Source organism: Dendronalium phyllosphericum CENA369, assembly GCF_016056275.1.
GTDB lineage: Bacteria > Cyanobacteriota > Cyanobacteriia > Cyanobacteriales > Nostocaceae > Dendronalium > Dendronalium phyllosphericum.
This window is the reverse complement of the sequence record NZ_JAECZA010000217.1, coordinates 43,998-62,490: the sequence shown is the minus strand read 5'-3', so window position 1 is coordinate 62,490 and position 18,493 is coordinate 43,998. Positions and strand designations below refer to the sequence as shown.

9 protein-coding genes are annotated in these 18,493 nt (G+C 40.0%); 2 read left to right on the top strand and 7 right to left on the bottom strand.

Going from position 1 to position 18,493, the window contains the following annotated elements:
• Window positions 1-893 precede the first annotated feature (893 nt).
• Complete coding sequence (locus tag I8752_RS24155; protein ID WP_214434782.1) at window positions 894-3,719, bottom strand: CHAT domain-containing tetratricopeptide repeat protein; 2,826 nt, start codon at window positions 3,717-3,719, stop codon at window positions 894-896.
• A 517-nt stretch (window positions 3,720-4,236) separates the two neighbouring features.
• Between I8752_RS24155 and I8752_RS24150 the strand changes: the two genes are divergently transcribed.
• Complete coding sequence (locus tag I8752_RS24150) at window positions 4,237-6,309, top strand: ATP-binding protein (protein ID WP_214434781.1); 2,073 nt, start codon at window positions 4,237-4,239, stop codon at window positions 6,307-6,309.
• Between the two features lie 57 nt (window positions 6,310-6,366).
• Here the strand turns inward: I8752_RS24150 and I8752_RS24145 are convergent, their stop codons facing one another.
• From I8752_RS24145 to I8752_RS24130, 4 genes are all read right to left on the bottom strand, one after another.
• Window positions 6,367-6,807, bottom strand: a complete 441-nt coding sequence (locus I8752_RS24145; protein ID WP_214434780.1) for a DM13 domain-containing protein — start codon at window positions 6,805-6,807, stop codon at window positions 6,367-6,369.
• Between the two features lie 33 nt (window positions 6,808-6,840).
• The gene (locus I8752_RS24140) at window positions 6,841-7,338 is read right to left on the bottom strand and encodes a DUF427 domain-containing protein (protein ID WP_214434779.1); all 498 of its coding nucleotides are present in this window, start codon (window positions 7,336-7,338) and stop codon (window positions 6,841-6,843) included.
• 71 nt (window positions 7,339-7,409) lie between these two features.
• The gene (locus I8752_RS24135; protein ID WP_214434778.1) at window positions 7,410-8,993 is read right to left on the bottom strand and encodes an HlyD family efflux transporter periplasmic adaptor subunit; all 1,584 of its coding nucleotides are present in this window, start codon (window positions 8,991-8,993) and stop codon (window positions 7,410-7,412) included.
• A 36-nt stretch (window positions 8,994-9,029) separates the two neighbouring features.
• The gene (locus I8752_RS24130; RefSeq protein ID WP_214434777.1) at window positions 9,030-12,041 is read right to left on the bottom strand and encodes a peptidase domain-containing ABC transporter; all 3,012 of its coding nucleotides are present in this window, start codon (window positions 12,039-12,041) and stop codon (window positions 9,030-9,032) included.
• Between the two features lie 295 nt (window positions 12,042-12,336).
• Here I8752_RS24130 and I8752_RS24125 point away from each other — a divergent pair, with 295 nt between their 5' ends.
• On the top strand, window positions 12,337-12,492 hold the full coding sequence (locus I8752_RS24125; protein ID WP_214434776.1) for a hypothetical protein: 156 nt from the start codon (window positions 12,337-12,339) through the stop codon (window positions 12,490-12,492).
• A 438-nt stretch (window positions 12,493-12,930) separates the two neighbouring features.
• Here I8752_RS24125 and I8752_RS24120 read toward each other — a convergent pair whose 3' ends face one another.
• Window positions 12,931-15,303, bottom strand: a complete 2,373-nt coding sequence (locus I8752_RS24120) for an FG-GAP-like repeat-containing protein (RefSeq protein ID WP_214434775.1) — start codon at window positions 15,301-15,303, stop codon at window positions 12,931-12,933.
• Window positions 15,304-15,590: 287 nt separating this feature from the next.
• A partial coding sequence (locus I8752_RS37575; RefSeq protein WP_225895868.1) for a putative Ig domain-containing protein occupies window positions 15,591-18,493 on the bottom strand: 2,903 nt, incomplete at its 5' end.

Here is an 18,493-nt window from a genome sequence, read left to right as displayed (position 1 = left end):
GGTGTGGGGTGTGGGGTGTGGGGGAAGAGATAGCCCCAACCACCCTTGGGTAGAAGCCCTGCCCTTAAGGTCTTCACTACCCCCTACACCCTACTTGTGACAGATAGCTGTTGGCTGTCACTAATTAGGGGTGTAGGAATCCCCATCAAGAAACTGAGGCGCTTGAAATTTCAATACCGTAATACAGTCGTCAAGACTTGATATGACGCAAATTTTACTCTTTGTCGAGAAATTACGGTATGATTGCCCGACTGAGTAGCAGATATCGTAATAGTTTATTTGTTACACTACTTCAAAAATCCCAAAGCAAAAGCGATCGCCTCAACCAACCTCATTAGTTAGGCAATCGCTAGGAACAACTATGATAAATAAATCCAAACCACAGGATTTAATAACATCATATATTGAGTTAAAAAAAATACAATCTTACTTGAGATAGATTAAATATATATACCAATAGATATAATTTTATCCCTTAACAAAATATTAACAAAAGATCGCTTCTATTTATACTATTTAGGGAAGCGATCGCTATAAATGGCGATCGCCAGTAGTGTTAGGGACTTCCAGAAATTAAATTATCCAATCTTTAGAGCGAAGATGATAATCCGATTCCTTCTCCCCCAGCTTCCCCAGCCACCCCAGCTCCCCCAGCTTCAAAAGCGACTGGACATTTATTTATTTGGAATTCCCTTAGGACATCAATAGACGATCAAACCTAGACACAAAAAGACTTTTCACCCAGTCATATCGTGTCCAGTTAAAGACTTATCATTTAGAGGGCAGGGGAGCAGGGGGAAAGAGGGTTTCCTGGTTTTTGCACAGATGTGGGAATTATAACTAATTAGGCGGACATGATATCACCAGTCCCCAGTCCCCAGCTATACATTCCTTTATTTCCATTCACCTTGTAAAGTAAAAGCTGCCCAAAAATAAGGTGCAGTATATTGTTGAGTCCGCCAGATTTCTATTTGTGCTGTTCGCAATGCTGCCGCAGGCTTTAATCCTGCTTTGAGCATCTTTTCATAAAATGTTTTCATAAGTTCGGATGTTGCTTGGTCATCGACACTCCACAGACTCACCACAACTCGCGGACTACCTGCATACATAAACGCTCTAGTTAACCCAACTAGTCCTTCTCCCTTGATTTCCTCTCCTAGTCCGGTTTTACAGGCACTAAGTACTACTAGTTCTGCTTGCAAATTCAGGTTGAAAACATCGTGCAGCCGCAAAAATCCATTTTGAGGTCTTCCCAACTTATCAAATAACGACAAGACAATTCCTGATAATTCTGGATGCTTGCTGTTAAGAATGCCATGAGTGGCAAAATGTACGATGCGATATTGACTCAACTCATCGCTAGTTGCAGTAGTACGACTAGCGTCAAAGTCAACAGCTTGTTTACTTTGGCTAGCTGGAACAAGAGCGAGAATTTGCTCGGCTTCTTGGCGTGTAAAGCGTAAACGCTCAAACTTAATATCTGAGTCTTTGGCAGTTCTAGTTAAAGTAGCACTGTCCAAATTGCTTTGGGCAATAATGGGGCGAGAAACTGGAATTTTACCTTGAAAACGCTCATCTTTGCTGCTAAAGATAGGATCTGCCAATACAGCTAATGTTTTGGGAGCAGATTTACGTGCTTTGTGTTCGCGTCGCAGAATAGCTACTGTCGAAGCTGAGGGTAAAGTAATGATTTCATGGTCGAGTAATAATGGTTGATAGCCGCTATTTTTTGGCAAGTTAGGTGTATTCAGAGCAGCAAATGGCACATATTGCAAAGCACCATCGCTGACAATCGCAAGGCGTTTCTTTTTTAGTTGCTGGGCTACAGGTGAAAGTATTAACCCAGAAAGAGCATCTATAGAAGGACTATCTGTAAGATATGGGGTAGTGATTTCTTGACGGAACTTTTGAACGGCTGCTTTAATATCTGCGCTTTTGGGCAGCTCGTAACTAGTAATGTTTTTATTAGTAACTGCCCAAAGATAACTGTGCTTTTCCCCTAAAGAATATTCTAAAAGTAGGGTGTTTTCATCGAGCACTTGCTGCTGAATTTCTGCTAGTGAAAGAGGTTGTGGTTGAGTCAGTGCTGCATATTGAGGGCTGGTGGCGCGAATCTCTGCCTTTAGTTGCTGATACTGTTCTAGAAGTTTCTCGGTTTCTGTTTCTAAAGCTTGCAACTGTGCTGGGGTATTATTGCCACTTAATAGTTGTATGCGGCGTTTTTCTAAAGTATCAAGCTGTTGCTGTAAGTTGCGTTCTTGAGAGATTAACTTTGGCTCTACACCTTTGCGAATGTCAGCATTAGCTTCATTCAACAGTTCCAAAAGACTGCGGGCGCGAGCGCGTTCGCTTGTTTGCAATGCCAGAGTATCATATCCTTTGGATGGTTGCTGTTTGTGCAACTGCATCAGCAAATCAATGTAGAGCTGGTAATAATCCTGGACTGTAGCAAAATAAGAAGTGCGAAGTTCCTGAGAGCGAATTTTAGTCCGCTGGTCTTCAACAATATTAATAGCTATCTTGATTTGAGTCAAAGCTGCATTCAAATTTCCTCGCTCGCGTTGCACGGAGGCAATGTTATAGAGAGTCTGAGCTTCTCCTTCTCTATTGCCTATTTGTTGGTATAGAGGCAGGGATTTTTGGTAATAATCCAGGGCTTTTTGCTGTTCTCCCGAATATAAATAAATTAAGCCAATGTTGTTGAGGTTAGCTGCTAACCCTAATTTGTTTTCTACTGATTGAAATAGAGGTAAGGATTGCTGGAAATAATCCAGCGCCTTTTGTTTTTCTCCTAAATTTAAGTAAATAAAACCAATGTTATTGAGAGTATTAGCTTCCCCTATTTTGTCAGCTATCTCTCGTTTGAGAGCAAGCGATCGCTGAAAATAATCCAGTGCTTTTTGCTTTTCTTCTGAATCTAGGTAGATTGTACCAATGTTATTGAGTGTGCGAGATTCTGCTAATTTGTCTGCTATTTGTTGATATAAAAGCAAACATTGGCGGAAATAATCCAGCGCTTTTTGCTTTTCTCCTAAATTTAAGTAAACAAAGCCAATGTTGTTGAGAGTACGAGCTTCCCCTGGTTTATCTCCCACCTGTCGCCTGAGAACAAGAGATTGCTGAAAATAATCCAGTGCCTTTTGTGGTTCTCCTGAATTTAAGTAGACATTGCCAATATTGTTGATAGCTACAGCTTCCCCGGCTTTATCTCCCATTTCTCGCTTGAGTAACAAAGCCTGCTGGAAATACTCTAGTGCCTTTTTTGGTTCTCCTATGTCTGAGTAGACATTGCCAATGTTGTTGAGAGTAATAGTTTCCCCTTTTTTATCTCCTACTTGTCGCCTGAGCAATAAGGCTTGATGCAAATTTTCTAGTGCTTTTCGCTGTTGTCCTAAATCTGAGTAAATTTTGCCAAGATGACCGAGGGTAAAGGCTTGTGATGAGCGATCGCCTAATTGACGATACAGTGAAAGTGCTTTTTCAAAAAATCCAATTGCCTGTGACAGAGATTCTGCTGTGCCTTGCTCGTATAGTTGCTTGCCTTTTTTATAAGCTTCCTCAGCCGCACTTGCATCTAGCAAGTTTGTTTGTGTCAACTGTGCAAGATTTTCTGGATGCTGCCTAGCGATCGCCACACTTGATTCGGAAAATAATCCAATGCTCAAAACAAATAGAAAAAATTGCCATTTTATTGAGTTATATATCTGCCATTTGCTCATAAAAGCACCTTATTTTCCTTGCTTTTGAATGGTTTTCTCAATTGAGAATTCCCCAAACCAAGTGAAAATAGCCCTAATCATCTATTTTTCAAATTGGTGTAGGGGTGTGGAATTGTCAAGAAAAGATATTAAAAAAAATGAACTGTAAATACAGAGTTGACAGAATCTTAACTTATTAAAGTTGATGAGAGATCGGATTTTGGGAATTATAGATTAACGCTTTGGTTTAGCAGGCAGTTTAGCTCATGAAGACAGCCAGCTTCATTAGACTTCTTGCAGAAGTCGGGAAAAGGGCAAGGGGAAAGGTTTGTTATTTTCCCTTTAACATGAGTCCCTTTGACCACAAAAGTGCAAAAAGAACTTTTGCTCATAGGTCTATTAAAAAGGCGATCGCTTCATTGCTCATAAACTACCTTATTGATAAAGCTTTCAATTTCAGAGTTAGATGCAGTCACATCTGCGTTGCTTAAATCAAGCGGATTAAAAATTAAAAATAACTCCTCAAAGGTACTTGCAGATGATAAAGCTTAAAAAACTCAAATTTCTACAAACAATTCAACCAAAAATTTTACTTTTTACATTTGGAGCATCTTTATTACCAGTTTTCGTTTTAAGTATGACAGCTTGGCAACTAATGAAACAACCACTCATTGAACTAGAAAAAACTCGACTTGACGACCAAGTTTTAGCTTTTCGAGGATATACAGACGCTACAGGAAAAGGGCTAAAAAATTTAATTTCTGGTTATGCTAATTGGACTGACTTATATAATGCAGTTCACACTAGTAATCGTGTGTGGATCAAAAAAGAAGTTTCCGACCAACTATTATTTTCTACTGATATTGATATAGTCAAAGTGATTAATTTATCCAATGGAAAGATTATTGGCGAAGCTGGAAGTAGAAAATTATTAGATATCCCAATTATTCAAGCAGAAATTAAATATTTAAATAATAAAAGCAATTTTTCTCAAGATTTGATTGATACAGGTTCGCAAGGGCTAATATTATTGGGTATTTCACAGATTTACCAGAGTGACGGAACTGGGAAACCATCAGGAACTTTAATAGCAGGACAGTTAATGGATAAAAGATGGTTGCGACAATTTTTAAATTATTCGCAGCCAACAACAAGATTAGAAATAATTTCTTTAAATGGAAAATCTTTAGTTTCTAGTAGTTCTGCTTGGACAGCAGATATGTGGGAAAAAAATTATTTTGCTTCTACAATTTTACCAAACATTTACCAAAAACGCTCAGTCTATCGTATTCAGCCAGAGCTAGGACTAAATACAATTTATGCTCCGATAAATTCTGGCAATCAGCCCATTGCTATTGTTAAGCTACAAATTGTAGCTAAATATTTTCAAGAAGCTAAACAAACTCTTACCCACTTAATTTTACTGGGGTTAAGTTTAGCAGTATTACTGTCAGTGTTAATTTCTAATTTGCTAGCTCAACAAATTAGTCACCCAATTATTAAACTTGCAAAGCGTAGTCAAACTTTGGCAGAAGGTGATTTAAATAGCCCTATTCCTAATATTAAAAATGGTGGTGAAATTGGACAATTAGCTCATGCTTACCAAGAAATGGCCAACTCTCTCAAAACTTTAATCAATAATCTAGAGCAGAGGGTATTAGAACGCACTCAAGAATTAGAAATAGCTCGTCAAACCCTAGAAGAACGAGTCCAAGAACGTACAAAAGAGCTTTCACAAAAAAATCATGAACTAGAAATTAAAACTGAACAACTGCATACAACTCTAAACGATTTAAAAATGGCTCAGTTACAGTTAATCCAGACAGAAAAGATGTCATCTTTAGGACAGATTGTTGCTGGTATAGCTCATGAAATTAATAATCCAGTTAATTTTATTTACGCTAATCTTACATATGTTAAAAACTATGTAAAAGATTTATTGAGTCTCATCCATTACTATCAAGAACGTTATCCAGACCCAGAAATTCAAACTTATGCAGAAAAAATTGAACTTGATTATTTAATTCAAGATTTTCCGCAAATTATTGCTTCTATGGATACAGGAGCTAATCGAATTCAGGAAATTGTTTTATCTTTGAGAAATTTTTCTCGTCATGATGAAGCAGAGGTTAAAAAAGTTCACATTCATGAAGGAATTGAGAGTACTTTATTGCTGCTACAACATCGTCTCAATCCTGCTGGCGATCGCCCAGTTATCCAGATAATTAAAGAATACGATAGCTTACCATTGATTGAGTGTTACTCTCGGCAATTAAATCAAGTGTTTATGCATGTTTTAGTCAATGCAATAGATGCTTTGGAATTACAGCAACAGTTGAATAAGAAAATAATAATTAAGACGATAAATACTACAAATAATAGTATTATCGTGAAATTTATTGATAATGGAATAGGAATAGAAGATAAAAATATTACAAAAATATTCGATCCATTTTTTACTACTAAATCTGTTGGCAGAGGTACAGGATTAGGTTTAACCGTTTCCTATCAAATTATCAAAAGACATCAAGGAAATATCAAAATTGTGTCGCAATTAAATCAAGAAACCGAAGTAATTATTGAATTACCATACTTGCTACAAAAATATTAATCTTGTAAGAATTGAAAATTCCAAAAATATAGATTCTAAAATTCTATCTATCGTTATTCATACTTTTAAAACTGCGTAACCAAAAGTAGCATTGAATTGACGACACCATATTGCCACAGATTTAAACTCTGCCAGTTTCACATTATTAGGTAAGGCATAGCGTTGAGTACCGCTAATCTTTTGTAGTGGAGCAATATTCACATAATCTTTTTGTTTAATACCACTCACTGGCGGTGCAGCAGAACGATGCAGAATTACAAATAAGTCAGGGCCATTGTCAGTTTTAAAATTCTGGTCAAACTCCAAGTAGCGTTTCCCTTTTTCAGTGATGATGCTGATTTTACCTTGAGTTGGATGTTCTCCAGCTTTAAAGTTTCCATCGGCTACAGTCCCGGCGTTTGGAGTCTGAGTCTCGTTGAAAGTCACCTTTTTTGTACAGCCTGTAGGGAAGGCAGTAAAAATAATAACGATAACAATAGCTAAATACTTAAATTTCATAGCTTGGATGTCTTCAAATTCTGCTGTTATCTTTCACCATCCCCAAGTACCGGGACTACCTTTGAACGGCCCAACAACATCACTAGTTATCCAACCGCCGTAGAAGTTACCTGGTTGCGGTTCGACCTTTTCATCATTTACATAGCAAGCATCCATAAGATGAGCATAGAAAGCTACGTAATCTTTCATAGTTGCAAAAGCTGGTGTCGGGTTGGGATAAAACCAAGCAGCATTCTGCACTTGTTTATCGCCGACACGGATGGTATAGTACTTAGCTTTTCCTTTCCACTCGCAAAAACTTGATTGCGGTGTTAGCAGCAGATATTCTATGTTAATATCCGCCGGAGGAATGTAGTAAGAGGGTGGATGACTAGTTTCTAAAACCCGTTTAGCGCTGTGGGTATCTGCAATTGTTACCCCATTAAAGAGAATCTGGATATGTTTGTTTGTATCCTCAAGCCGAGGAGGACGGGGGTAATCCCAGACTGACTCTTGTCCGGGAGTTGGTTCGATGCGTTGTGGATATACCATAGGAAGAAAGCAGGTGAAGCAGGGGGGCAGAGGAGAATACCGAACTCAGCACTCAGCACTCAGCACTCCTACTATCGTACCTCTTTGAGACTATCAACTTGATTGGTAAATAGTTCTGTAAACAAACTCATCACAGTCCGTTCTTCGCGGACTTTAATATTTGCAGTAATTGACATACCTGACTGCAACGAGATGTTTCTACCTTTAATTTTTAAGGATTGTTTATCTAACCTGACTTTTGCTGGAAATCGATAAAACTTATGTGTTTCGTCTGGTGGTAATGCGTCCGAGCCGATATCAATCAATTCTCCTTTGATATCGCCGAACTCACTAAAAGGAAAAGAGTCGATCCTGACATCAACCTTCATGCCTTTGCGGACAAAACCAATATCTTTGTTAGTGATAAAAACTTCAGCTATATAGTTTTCATTCGGTACGATTTGTAAGAGTTTTTGAGTCGGATTAGCCACAAATCCAGGATTTTTTGCTTGCAAATCAAAAATTGTTCCTGCTACAGGGGCAGTCACTTCTTGATATTTAAAGTTTAATTGAGCTTGCGAAATTTTACTATTGATGTCTGCTATGTTTTGTTCGTTTTCCAGCACAATTTTCATAAATTGGCTATCGATTTCAGCAATGCGTTGTTTGTTATCGCCTATCTTGTCTAAAATGTTTTTACCAGAAACGGCCACAGTATTGTTTAACTCCTGCCGTCCTTTCTCAATATCAAACTGAAGACGTTGACTTTCTTCGACTAACTGAGCTACTTCCGCTGCCAGATTTTGCACTTGTTGTTGCTGGTTAAGATATTGCAGCTGAGATACACCACCTTCTTCTGCTAAGATTTTCAGTCTATCTAAAATCTGCTGCTGAATAGCCAAACTAGATTTAGTATCTTGTAGTTTGACTTCATTTTGAGTCAATTGTTTTTTACTTTTTTCAACCTCCATCTGTGCTGCTGCTGCTCTAGAATTTAATTCTATTCTAGATACTCGCAGACGTTGTAGTTCATCAACTCCCAGTCCTACACCGTTGGTAGAGTTTCTTAATTCAGTACGCAACAATTCATTTTCGCTAACTAATGCGGCTCTACTTTTCAATAAAAAAGCAGCATCTCTAGGCAAGCGGTTACGTAAAAAATCTGCTTCAGATGCTACCCCAGAACTAGCTCCCATCAGTCGGCGATAAAGCTGGTTTTCTTGAGTTAACGTAGTCCGAATCTTTTCCAAAGATTTTAATTGGGCAATGGTGGCCACAGTTTCAAAAGTTAACAGCCGATCTCCTTGCTTGACCGATTCTCCATCTTTGACAAAAATTTCTTTCACTACTCCACTGACAGGAGCTTGAACTTCTTTAACTGTTCCTTGAGGCTTTAACTGACCAGTTGCCGGTACTACTTGTTCGATTTTAGCAATACAAGCCCAGGCAATTCCAGCACAGGCTAAACCTACCAGAGTTATCATGATTGTGCGCGACCACACTGGAGATTGACGCAGTATAACAGATCGATCAAAAGTAATATCGGTTGTGTTAATTAAAGGCTTTTTAAGAGCTTTTGATTGAGATGCCAGCACTAATGAATCTGCTTTTACTCCGTTTTTATTATTGCCGTTACCATTATGGTCATTTAGGCGATTTCCATTAATTTGAGTCATGGTGATTTTATCTTTTGGATTTAAATGCTGAATTACTTACAAATTTACTTCTTGTTGTTGATACAGATAATAATAATGACCTTTAGCAGCCATTAGTTGTTGATGGTTTCCTTGTTCTATAATTCTTCCACTATCCATCACAATGATAATATCTGCATTGCTAACAGTATTGAGTCGGTGAGTAATAAAAAATACCGTATCGCCTTGAAAGGCTTTAGCTAAGTTCAAACAGACTTGCCGTTCTGTAGGATAGTCTAAAGCACTGGTTGCTTCGTCCAAAACTAATAATTTTGGTCGTTGTAAGATAGAACGAGCGATCGCAATTCTTTGTCGTTGTCCGCCGGAAAGTCCAGCACCACGCTCTCCTACGCGTGTATTGTAACCGTTGGGTAAGCTCATAATAAATTCGTGGGCAGCGGCAACGCGAGCGGCTTCAATAATTTCGTCTGTTGTGGCATCCGGATTTGTCAGTGCAATATTTTCTTGAACCGTGCCATCAAACAACAGTGGTTCTTGGGGAACTACACCAATTTGTCGCCGCAACGAATAAAGTTCAACTTTGGCAATATCGTAGCCATCTATTAAAATCCTGCCAGATTCTACTTCGTATAACCTCAGTAATAACTTCATCATCGTACTTTTACCGGAGCCACTTTGGCCGACAATGCCGACAAAGTTACCCGCAGCAATTTCTAGGTTGACGTTAGCAAGTTGCATGGGGCCGCTGGGCGCAAATCGGAAGGAAACATTTTCAAATTTGACTGAGCCGACAATTGCGGGTAAAGGAATATTACTGCGGTCGATTTCTGCTTCTTGTGGTGTATCGACAATATCGCTCAATCGTTCTAAAGATAATGCAGTTTCTTGGAAGCTTTGCCAAAGTTGAGCCAAGCGTAATATCGGGCTAGTCACGTAACCGGAAATAATTCTAAAAGCAATTAACTCTCCTAAAGTTAATTGGCCTTGGAGTACCAAATAAGAGCCTACCCACAAAACTAACAAGCTACTGATTTTGTTGAGAAAGTTACTTGTCGAATTGGCGAGGGTAGAAGTTACTACAGTTTTAAAGCCAGCAGCGACATACCGAGCATAACGCTCTTGCCAGGAAAAACGCGATCGCAATTCGATATTTTGCGCTTTTACTGTTTGAATCCCAGACATTACTTCTACTAAATACGATTGCGTTTCGGAGTTGCGTTCGGCTTTACTACGTAACTGTCTGCTAACAGTGGGAGAAGCGATTAAAGTAATAATGATAAAGACGGGAATTGTTCCCAAACCTACCAAGGTGAGCTGCCAACTATAAAACAGCATCACGATGATATAAACCACCGAGAACAGAGCATCTAAAACTACTGTTAAAGCCGTACCAGTTAAAAACTGCCGAATATTTTCTAATTCGTTGATGCGAGTTGCTAACTCACCCACCGGTCGGCGTTCAAAATAGCGTAGCGGCAGACGTAGTAAGTGGTCAATAATTTGCGACCCCAACCCCATATCAATCCGGTTAGTAGTATCGACAAATAAGTAAGTCCGTAACGTGGTGAGGACTGCTTCAAATATGCCTACTACTAATAGCAAAACCCCTAAAACGTTGAGGGTACTAATGCTATTTTGAACGATGACTTTGTCGATAATTAACTGAATAACTAAGGGGTTGGCTAGTTGTGCCAGCTGCACAAAGAAAGAAGCAATAAAGACTTCTATCAATACTCGGCGGTAGCGGGACATGTAGGGAAGAAACCACCGCAAACCAAAGCGTTCTTGAGGTGTTTCTTTCGTCGCTGCTAATAGTAATACCCGAATTTGAGGTGGAAAATTGGCTTCATCAACATCTAATCGCTCAATTAGTTGAGCGGGTTTACAACGCACAATTCCTTGGGATGGCACGCCTACAACAACATTATGTGCATCCGCTGCATATAAAACGGCATAACTATCGCCATAACGGATCAGCGCTGGTGTGGGGATGCGCGCGATCGCGGCGACAGGTAAATCTATTAACTGGGCTTTGAGTCCGATTAATTCTGCTAGGTAAGCACAAGCTTGGAACGATACATTACCCTGGCGTTTAATTTGCTCGTTTAAGATGCGACGCACTACCTCCCGCCGAAACGGGACTTGCAAGTGCTTCAAGACCATGTGAAAACAGGCGAAAGTGGAATTTAATTCTCCTTTGCCACGGAAGAATGGGTACTTTTGGTGTTTTTGCCTCCCATTTGACGAAGGCTCTGAGCGAGGAATTTCTTCATCAGATGCGTAGGGAATTTCTAGTTCATCTGCGTCAGTTACTTGGTCGTCGTAGACAGTCAGTTGTACGGGTTGCGCCTGATGAGTGTCATTATCTAAGAACAATAAATCTGCTGGAGTTAATCCAATCAAACGAGTCGGTGTGCCTTGAACCTCAATGGCATTGCCATCAATGGGTTCCAAGCGAGAACCAGGTGGAAAATCTGTGACTGTACCGCCGCCACTGACAAACCAGATGCGATCGCTATCTAGTTGACTGTATGAGGTTTTTCCTGAATTCAAATAATGAACCTTGGCGTTGGGTATAACTTTGTCAGTCAGTTCTTTGAGATTGGTAGCAGCATTAGCTTGCTGCTCTAGCTGCAAACCCAGAATATCGAAGACTTCTACCACATGAGTGCGGGTGGTGCGAACTTTGGCAAACTCTGGGTAGGAAGATAAAAGATACAGATATTCAGTTGTACTTAAGCTTAAACATACGACTTCGTGAGAAGCGATCGCAATCTCGCAGGCAACACCACGCAACAAACTAATTTCGCCTAGAATTGCCCCTGGTTGCAGCAAAGTTAGCGTGCTTGGGATTTGCGTTTGCGGATCGTATCCCAACAAGCGGACTTGACCCTCATAAAGAATTGTGACTCGTTCGGGTAGTGTTTCTTTACCAATAATCTTTTGACCTATACGGTAGCGCCAAGCTTGCAATTGGTCTGATAAGTTGGTAATTACCTCTGTTGGCAGTCGATCGAACCCTTCTAAGGTGGAGATAAATTGTTGAAAGGAGCTTTTAATATAAGTCATTCTTCGTTTAGTCAGTCAGTTTAGCTATCGGTTTATTGCTCTTGGTAACTAGTAATAACGAGAGTAAAAAACTTTTTCTGCTTTGTGGGAAATTTGAGTATTTGTCTTAACTATTACCGACTACCAGCTTCAAACAGTTAGTGGTATTTTTCTGATTTTGCTTACATAGTTTAACTTTCTAGCTGATGCGTACTATTTATGTAGCGCGATTTGTACTTTTAGCTAATTATCAGATAGCGTAAAAAGATGAACAATAGTTTATTTTTTGGTTAACTTGACATAATTTTAGCCAAATATGTACTTTTTGCTTTTATTGGCGATCGCCTATCAAGATTTATATTTTCTCAAAAAAGAAAAATATAATTGTGAAACATGGTGTCAAGTACCACTGAAGTTAGATAACGACCACAAAAATATCACAACTTTTTCCTCAAATAAACACTTAAGATAATATACTTAATATCTTGGGTTGAATTATGTAAGCTTTATACGTTTTATATTGCTTAACTTCATTCCTCCTATTGGTTGCTAACAGCATGATAACAGCATATTTACAGAAAAGCTGTTGCAAATATTGACATAATGTTGAGTTTATGCATTTTGGCTGCGATCGCAATTGTAAAAAGGGGTTACTAGAAATTACCCTAAGCATATTAAGCACAAATCAACTTGAATGTTTACAGTAAATACACTAGATATATTTCAATACAATTCATTAGCTAGTGTATGCATCGCAGAACCACAGCTATTTTTCCCAGCTTTTGAAGGTAAGGGGTAATGATATAACGTTTTTGCTGGCACGTAAATACTCAAGAAAAACCCCCACCACCTAACAAGTCAGGAGGCAGGGGTAAAGTTATTCACAATCAAAGCTATAGTCAAACAGACTTTAGGTATTCACAGTCAATTTAACTTGGACAATTAAATCGTTATAATCGCGATCGCCGCCTCCTTTCATATCCTCAAAACCGAAGCAGTTATTTCCTAGTAGGCGAACATGATTGTTTTTGCCAGAGTTAGCGCCTAAAAATGGCGAGAAAACTGCTAAATCGTCAGAATTACTGCTTAAAATTGCTTCTACAGTCGTATTAACGAGAATAAAAGGTGCAAACAACGAACTTGATTCAAAGTTGCCGCTGAAAGTCGCTGTACCTTGATTGTTCACCTTCAAGTCAATGCCCTCAACACGAGAGCGAATCATTGCTTTCAAGTAGCCTGGATCTCCCGGACGTATATCAACAGTACCATCACCATCGCTATCAATTCCACCATTCTCATCATTCACCTTACAGAAGCCAACTAAGTTGTCGTAACTAGCTTCTCTATTGACGATAAACTCTGCTTTCACCTGAGTTTTGACTTCTCGTAAATCGATGAGTTCGCCTTGATGTTTTCCTTGCAAACCTATACCTGGAGGTATTTTTTCATTGGTTTCTTTAATCTTGATTTTTAAATCGCTACCACCAGCAGATACACCCTTCCAAATTAAAGCAAAGCCTTCAGTTTCTGAGCCTTCCACTTTCACATTTGTCGCAGAGGAAAAGACTACGTCAGATAAGGAGGTTTTTCCTGAGATTACGGCATCAGTGGTGCTGTTGCGTACCATGTAGAATCGCAGGTTTGCACCGGAGTCGAATTCTAATAAACTTGGCAAATCAGCTGGATTAAAACCAGTGGGTGCATTGGCAAGAGCCGAGCAAACTATCTTAGAGCGCTTGAGTGCTGCTTCGGCGTAACCTGCTGCACCTGGAGCAATACCGTCAATGGTTCCTTGAGCATCGTCAACGATAAATATACCGATTTCATTGACTACTTTAGAAGTGCTGCTTTCAATTTTGATTGAGAGTTTGGCTTTACCACCTTTAACTTTGCTTTTGACAGTAAAGATATTCTCAGTAATATTAATGAAATTGACAATCGTGGTTATTTGGTTAGTTGCAGCCAACCCTAGTTCGTTAACATTAATAGCCAATTCCTTATCAAAAGAAAGTCCTCCACTGTCGGTAGTGCGGACGCGGATATTGTAAGTAGATTTAGTAATGTCAGATTTAATTTTGAGACTATCACCCTCGATGGTGAATGCGTCATTATCAGTATCGCCAGTGCCAGCAACTAAACTATAAGTGTGTTGGTCGTTTTTATCTGGATCGGTGGTGCTGAACATACAAATGGCTTTTTCATCATCATTGTCATCAGCGATCGCCTCTAACATTAAATCTGTAGGGGCAGAGTTGTAAAACAGCACCGAAACTTTGTCACTATCAGCGTTCGCTACCAGTAAGTCAGGTTTTTCATCACCGTTCAAGTCTCCTACAGCCGCATAAGCCGCAGATGTTTCGACTGTGAAATCGGTAGCAGTGCCAAAACCGCCCTTACCATCGTTCAATAGCACGGAGACGTTTTTGGTATTCGTATCTTTCGCCACCACCAAATCAAGTTTGCCATCACCGTCTATGTCTTCCAAGACAACGGAATTAGGACTTGCCCCGACTGTGAAATCTTTAGCAGCACCAAAACTACCATTACCATCGTTCAACAATACTGAGACATTGCTAGAACCATAGTTTGCCACCACTAAGTCAAGATTGCTATCACCATCTATATCTCCCAAAGCAATGGCAGAAGGATATGTTCCGACTGTGAAGTTGGTGGCAGTGCCAAAATTACCATTACCATCGCCTAACAGCAGTGAAACGTTGTCGTCATCAGCATTCGCCACCACTAAATCAAGATTGCCATCCCCATCTATGTCTCCTAAAGCAATGGCAGCGGGATTTCCTCCGACTGTGAAGTTGCTAGGAGTGCCAAAACCGCCATTACTATCGTTCAATAGCACTGAAACGTTGTCGTCATCAGCATTCGCCACTACTAAATCAAGCTTGCTATCCCCATCTATGTCTGCCAAAGCAATGGCAGAAGGATGCGCCCCCACTGTGAAGTTGGTGGGAGTGCCAAAACCACCCTTACCATCGTTCAATAGCAGTGAAACATTGTTGTCATCAGCGTTCGCCACCACTAAATCAAGATTGTCATCACCATCTATATCTTCTGAGGCAAGGAAAACTGGATTGGTTCCGACTGTGAAGTTGGTAGGAGTACCAAAGCCATCATTGCCATCGTTTAACAGTACTGAAACATTATTGGAAGTAAAGTTCGCTACTGCCAAATCAAGTTTGCCATCACCGTTTAAGTCTTTGACTACGATAGAAGAAGGGCCTGAACCAACTGTAAAGTTTTTGCCGCTGGAAAATGATACGCTCATGATTGGTTTTACGAATAGTGTTTTGCCTTCCTCACACTTGTTTATAGTTAGATAGCAAGATAGTCAGCAAAGGTAATATTCTTGATGGGAAAGGTGAGGAATACATCACACAGCTTATTGTGTAAAATAGAGTAATGCCACAGTAAATAAACTGAGAGGCTATCTTCGTTAAAATTACGTAAAGTCTGTTTTTGAAAGCCTCTGCAATGTTTAATTATTAATTTGGGCGATCGCAGATATATTATTAGAGATGTTTTTCATACAACATCTCTACGGTTAAAGATTCACTAAGCGACACTCAAATTAACTCGGACAATGAAATCGTTGTAATCTTTGTCACCACCATTTGCCAAATCCTCAAAGCCAAAAGCATTATTGCCTAACAGGCGAATATGATCTGCTTTGTCAGTATTAGCACCCAAGAATGGAAAGTAAACAGTCGGATCGTTCTTGGGATCGCTATCGAGAATTGCATCGGGCCCGGCATTCACAATTATAAATGGTACAAAAATCGCACCTGGTTGGAAAGTACCTGTAAAAGTTGCCGTACCTTGGTTGTTTACAGTTAGGTCAATGCCAGCGACACGATTACTAATAGCCGCTTGAGTATAACCAGCTTGTCCAGTCAGTACATCTGCTATGCCATCATTATTGGTATCAATCCCACCATTTTCATCAGTTACCTGATAAAAACCGACAAAGTTGTTAAACTTTGCTTCTCTGTTAACTATAAATTCAGCTTTTACCGATTGTGTTTCATCCCGCAAATCAATCAGTTCGCCTTGATGTTGTCCTTGAAGACCCGTACCTAAAGGTAGCTGTAAATCTGTGGTCTCAATCTTCACAGCTAAATTCTGGAATTTGAGAGAAAACCCTCGATCTTCGACATTGATATTCGTATCTGAGGAAAAAAGCACTTCTGAAAATGAGGTTTGCCCAGACAGCACAGCATGAGTGGTACTATTACGTACTAAATAGAATCTCAAGTTAGTCTCAGAACTGAATTCCAGCAAACTTGATAAGTCAGTAGGATTAAAACCATTGGGCAGTTTACTAATCGATGATAAAATCACCTTTGCTCGTTGAAGAGCTGCTTGGTTGTAACCTGCTGCACCTGGAGCTATACCATCAATAGTACCTTGGGCATCATCAACGACAAACACACCCAGTTCATTAACTTCTTGAGAGGTATTGCTTTTAATCTTGACTAAGAGTTTGGTTTTTTCACCGTTAACTTGATTTTTAATAGTGAAGATATCACCAGTAATTTTTGTGAGTACGCTGATTGGTTGGGTAGTAGAATTACTCTTTTGAGCAACTTTGAGTGCAAACACATCATCGACTTTAGCCCCAGCCGCATCTGTAGCGGTAACTTTAATATTCAAGTCACCCACGTTATCCTTCGTAGGAGTACCGCTGAAGGTCAGATCGTTAGCATTGAAACTCAACCAACTCGGTAGGGAGTCGTCGTTTTCCAGAGTCGCAGTGTAAGTTAGGGTATCGCCTGCATCCACATCGGTAAAGGTGTTTTCAGGGATAGTAAAGTTAAAGGTAGTTTCTGCTGTGGCTTTTTGGTCTGCAAGTGCTTGAATTAGAATTGGCGCATCGTTGACGTTGTTAACAGTGAGTTGAAAGTCGTCACTAACTTCAACTCCAAAAATATCTCTAGCGGTAACTTTGATGTTGAGGTTACTCACATCTTTATTCAAAGGAGTGCCATTGAAAGTTCTAGTATCAGCATTAAAACTCAACCAACTCGGTAGGGGGTCGCCATTTTCCAGGATGGCTGTGTAGGTGAGGGCATCACCATCGATATCTTTGAAGGTGTCTTGTGAGAAAGTGAAATTGAAAACTGTGTCTTCTGTGGCGTTTTGGTCTGCGATCGCTTGCTCTACAACTGGTGCATAATTGAATTGAGCAACTGTGAGTGTAAACACATCACTGGCTTCATCCCCAGAAGTATCCTGAACGGTAACTTTGATGTTTTGCTCGCCTAAATTATTCTCCGTAGGAGTACCACTAAAAGTTAATTGGTTAGTATCAAAAGTTAACCAATTAGGTAGTGGATCGCCATTTTCTAGAGTAGCTGTGTAGGTGAGAGTGTCTCCAGCATCGACATCTTTGAAACTGTCTGCTGGAATCGTGAAATTGAACGGGGTATTTTTGAGTGCCTTTTTATCTGCAAGTTCATTAGCTACTTCTGGCGGGTCGTTGACGTTGTTAACGGTGAGTGTAAATACATCACTCGCTTGTGTCAAAGAAGTATCATTGACAGTGACTTTAAGATTTAGGCTACCCACGTTATCATTCGTGGGAGTAACACTGAAGGTTTGAGTATTCGCATCAAAGCTTAACCAACTTGGTAGAGGGTCGCCATTTTCTAAGGTGGCTGTGTAGGTGAGGCTATCACCTGCATCGACATCTATGAAACTACCTGCTGGAATTGTGAAGTTGAAAACTGCGTCTTCTGTGGCGTTTTGGTCTGTGAGTTCATTAGCTACTTCTGGCGGGTCGTTGACGTTGTTAACGGTGAGGGTAAATACATCACTCGCCTGAGCTAAAGAAGTATCCTTGACAGTGATTTTAATGTTCAAGCTACCCACGTTATCATCCGTGGGAGTGCCGCTGAAAGTTTGAGTATTCGCATCAAAGCTTAACCAACTCGGTAAGGGGTCGCCATTGTCCAGGGTGGCTGTGTAGGTGAGGCTATCACCTGCATCGACATCTATGAAACTGCCTGCTGGAATCGTGAAGCTGAAAACTGCATCTTCTGTGGCGTTTTGGTCTGCAAGCGCTTGAACTAACTCTGGTGGGTCGTTGACGTTGTTAACGGTGAGTGTAAATACATCACTCGCTTGTGTCAAAGAAGTATCATTGACAGTGACTTTAAGATTTAGGCTACCCACGTTATCATTCGTGGGAGTAACACTGAAGGTTTGAGTATTCGCATCAAAGCTTAACCAACTTGGTAGAGGGTCGCCATTTTCCAAGGTGGCTGTGTAGGTGAGAGTGTCTCCAGCATCGACATCTATGAAACTGCCTGCTGGAATTGTGAAGTTGAAAACTGCGTCTTCTGTGGCGTTTTGATCTGCAAGTTCATTAGCTACTTCTGGCGGGTCGTTGACGTTGTTAACGGTGAGTACAAAGATATCGCTGACTTGGGTCAAAGCAGTATCCTTGACAGTGACTT